Here is a 3,485-nt window from a genome sequence, read left to right on the forward strand (position 1 = left end):
GACAAGCTGGATTAACATTCCAGTTTGTCTTCAATCTGAAAGTAAGGTTTTCAACCTTACTTTTTTGTTGTCTAATAAAACTATAAGTATTTATTTTTGTCCGTAGACTTTAAAAATAGAACTGAGCAGAACTTATTCTAAATATTTAATTGAAAGTGTATTTATATTCTATATAATATAAAAATATGCACCCTGTGATACTTGGTTATAGGTTGTTTTAATTTTTGAAATATAAACTAAAATTAAAAAATATAATTTGATTTCAAAATACAGAAAAATCAGATAAAAGCTTTATAATATAGTATTATACACACTTTGAAGAGTATTATCCACATTTAAAAAAAATAAGATAAAATGATAAAAAATAAATTATTAATTAATTGACACTGTGAATTCATAGTTGTATAATTAAACACATCTAAAAATTGGAAAGGTAATTTGCTATGTTGAAAAAACTATTTGCACCCCCTCAGAAAAGAGAACGTTTATCAGCTGAGGAAATTAAGCATAAATATCCTCGTTATCGTGTACAAGTCCTTATTTCTATTTTTGTAGGTTATATGGGATACTATTTTGTTCGTAATACGACTTCAATTTTATCTGGTATCCTTAATATGTCTGCTACTGAGATTGGTATTATTACCTGTGCTAGCTACATTGCTTATGGTCTCTCTAAATTTATTTCTGGTTTGATTTCAGATGAATCGAATTCTAAAATTTTCCTTCCAGTTGGTTTGTTTCTTACAGGACTAGTTAATGTGTTAATCGGTGTTATTCCATCTGTAATTACTAGTATCTGGCTCTTTACTATCATGTATCTTATTAATGGTTGGTTACAAGGGATGGGATACCCTCCTGGAGCGCGTACATTAGTCTATTGGTATGATAATAAAGAAAGAATTAAATATGCCACCATTTGGAATTTATCTCACAATTTTGGTGGAGCAATAGCGCCGATTTTAACTGGTGTAGGTCTAGCTCTTGCTGGTAATGATTCTCTTAATCAAGCGCGTGCTGCTTATTGGTTTCCAGGGGTGGTGGCTTGTCTTTTGGCTGTTCTTGTTTACTTTTTACAAGAAGATACTCCAGAATCTATCGGACTTCCGCCTATAGAAGAGTATCATAAAGAGCAATATACTAATGTTGTGGATTCAAGTGACATTTTAGAAGAGCCTGAAGTTTTGGGTATGGGCGAAATTATAAAAAAATATATTCTACCAAATACTAAACTGATGTGGGCATCCTTGTATTCAATATTTGTATATATTTTACGTTACGGTATTGTCTCATGGACTCCTAAGTTTTTAGCGACGAGTGTGCAAGATGGTGGAAAAGGTATTACTGCAACAGCTGGTATGGGTGGTTTTTCACTTTTTGAAATAGGTGGTATTATTGGGATGCTAACAGCAGGTTATCTATCTGCCAAAGTGTTTAAAAACTCTAAACCTTTAACCAATGTAGCCTTCTTAGTTGTAGCAATCTTATTACTATCTGCCTATTGGTTTATTCCGGCAGGACCTCAATATATGGCATTAGACTTCATTATTTTACTAGGTTTTGGGGCATCAATCTACGGTCCTGTTATGATGGTTGGCCTGTATGCTATGGAGTTGGTTCCAAAAGCAGCAGCTGGAGCAGCTTCAGGATTGACTGGCACATTTAGTTATGTCGGAGGAGCAACGATCGCTACTCTAGCTATTGGTATTATTATTGACCACTTTGGTTGGGGAGTAGCATTTATAATATTTGGTATTTCTGGATTTGCGGCTATTGTCTGTACCTTGCTTTCAAGAGATAAGAGTCTAGAGTATTGGTGATATTATTTGGTAAAAGTATCATTTAATATTTAATAGTAGTTATGAAAAAAGGCCTCTTGAAAGAGACCTTTTTTGTTTTAGATAATCTATTTGTTGAAGTATTTAGTGATATCGATTGTTTTTAATAGATAGTTTTCTACCTAGTTAAAATAAAACTATCCCATTAATAGTGATTCAATTTTAATGTCATATTCAGGGTAGTGTATGCTTAAATGTTCGATAATCACATGATAAATTTGTGTGATTTTTGCTCTTTTTTCTGGGAAGTCATGACCAATATAGTGGAAGGAACATTCTATCGTTAAAAAGAGCTCATGGAATAAGGTATTGACTTCTTCTAAAAGTTCTAAAAGTTTTTTATCTTCAGTAATAAACGCAGGTGCAGTATTGATTTCATCAGCCCAAGCATCTACAGGTCTAAGTGGATAAGTACCGTATTCTAGACATAATTCATAAGTCATAAAAGTCCTCCTAGTCTTTTACTATTTTAACATATGTGTGTTCTTAAGAAGAATAATTTGTCTTTAAAGCAAAGAATATGTCCTAAGCGTATTTTTTGCTATGTTGTAAGGAGTCGTTATATAATGAAGTATACTAACTTATTTTGCAGATGAGGAGAAAAAATGTCAGAAAAAATCAGAGTTTTACTCTATTATAAATATGTTTCAATTGAAAATGCGGAAGAGTACGCTGCGAAACATCTAGAATTTTGTAAATCTATTGGGCTTAAAGGTCGTATTTTGATTGCGGATGAGGGGATTAATGGAACTGTTTCTGGAGATTATGAAACAACTCAGAAGTATATGGATTGGGTCCACAGCGATGAGCGTTTTGCTGATCTTTGGTTCAAGATTGACGAGGAAAATCAACAAGCTTTCCGTAAAATGTTTGTTCGTTATAAGAAAGAGATTGTGCACCTTGGGTTAGAAGATAATAACTTTGATAGTGATATTAATCCTTTGGAAACAACAGGTGAGTATTTAAATCCTAAACAATTTAAAGAAGCCTTGCTTGATGAAGATACTGTTGTTTTAGATACGCGTAATGATTATGAGTATGACTTAGGTCACTTCCGTGGAGCAATTCGTCCTGATATTCGCAATTTCCGTGAGTTACCACAATGGGTACGTGACAACAAAGATAAGTTTATGGAAAAACGTGTTGTTGTGTACTGTACCGGTGGTGTTCGTTGTGAGAAATTCTCGGGTTGGATGGTTCGAGAAGGTTTTAAAGATGTTGGACAATTACACGGTGGTATTGCAACATATGGAAAAGATCCGGAAGTTCAAGGTGAACTTTGGGATGGTGCGATGTATGTTTTTGATGATCGTATCTCGGTGCCAATTAATCATGTTAATCCAACTGTCATTAGTAAAGATTATTTTGATGGAACACCTTGTGAACGTTATGTCAATTGTGCAAATCCGTTTTGTAACAAACAAATTTTTGCTTCAGAAGAAAACGAAGCGAAGTATGTTCGAGGGTGCTCGCCTGAATGTCGTGCACATGAACGTAATCGCTATGTGCAAGAAAATGGTTTATCACGTCAAGAATGGGCAGAACGTTTAGAAGCTATTGGAGAATCCTTACCTCAAGTAGCAAATGTTTAATATTAAAAAATCGCTAGCAATAAAGCTAGCGATTTTTAGTCAATACACAATTAGTACA

At 33.7% G+C, this 3,485-nt stretch carries 3 protein-coding genes; 2 read left to right on the forward strand and 1 reads right to left on the reverse strand.

Annotated elements, in window-relative coordinates; all coding sequences use genetic code 11:
- The first annotated feature begins 443 nt into the window (after positions 1-443).
- Positions 444-1,817: an MFS transporter gene (locus tag HMPREF9171_RS109345; protein WP_000914222.1), complete on the forward strand. Its 1,374-nt coding sequence runs from the start codon at positions 444-446 to the stop codon at positions 1,815-1,817.
- A 155-nt stretch (positions 1,818-1,972) separates the two neighbouring features.
- Here the strand turns inward: HMPREF9171_RS109345 and HMPREF9171_RS109340 are convergent, their stop codons facing one another.
- A complete protein-coding gene (locus tag HMPREF9171_RS109340; RefSeq protein ID WP_000220571.1) occupies positions 1,973-2,278 on the reverse strand; it encodes a hypothetical protein in 306 nt (101 codons plus the stop codon).
- Positions 2,279-2,440: 162 nt separating this feature from the next.
- On the opposite strand from HMPREF9171_RS109340, the gene trhO reads away from it, so the two are divergent.
- Complete coding sequence (trhO, locus tag HMPREF9171_RS109335; RefSeq protein WP_001290916.1) at positions 2,441-3,427, forward strand: oxygen-dependent tRNA uridine(34) hydroxylase TrhO; 987 nt, start codon at positions 2,441-2,443, stop codon at positions 3,425-3,427.
- Positions 3,428-3,485 lie beyond the last annotated feature (58 nt).

The organism is Streptococcus agalactiae ATCC 13813 (assembly GCF_000186445.1).
Lineage (GTDB): Bacteria > Bacillota > Bacilli > Lactobacillales > Streptococcaceae > Streptococcus > Streptococcus agalactiae.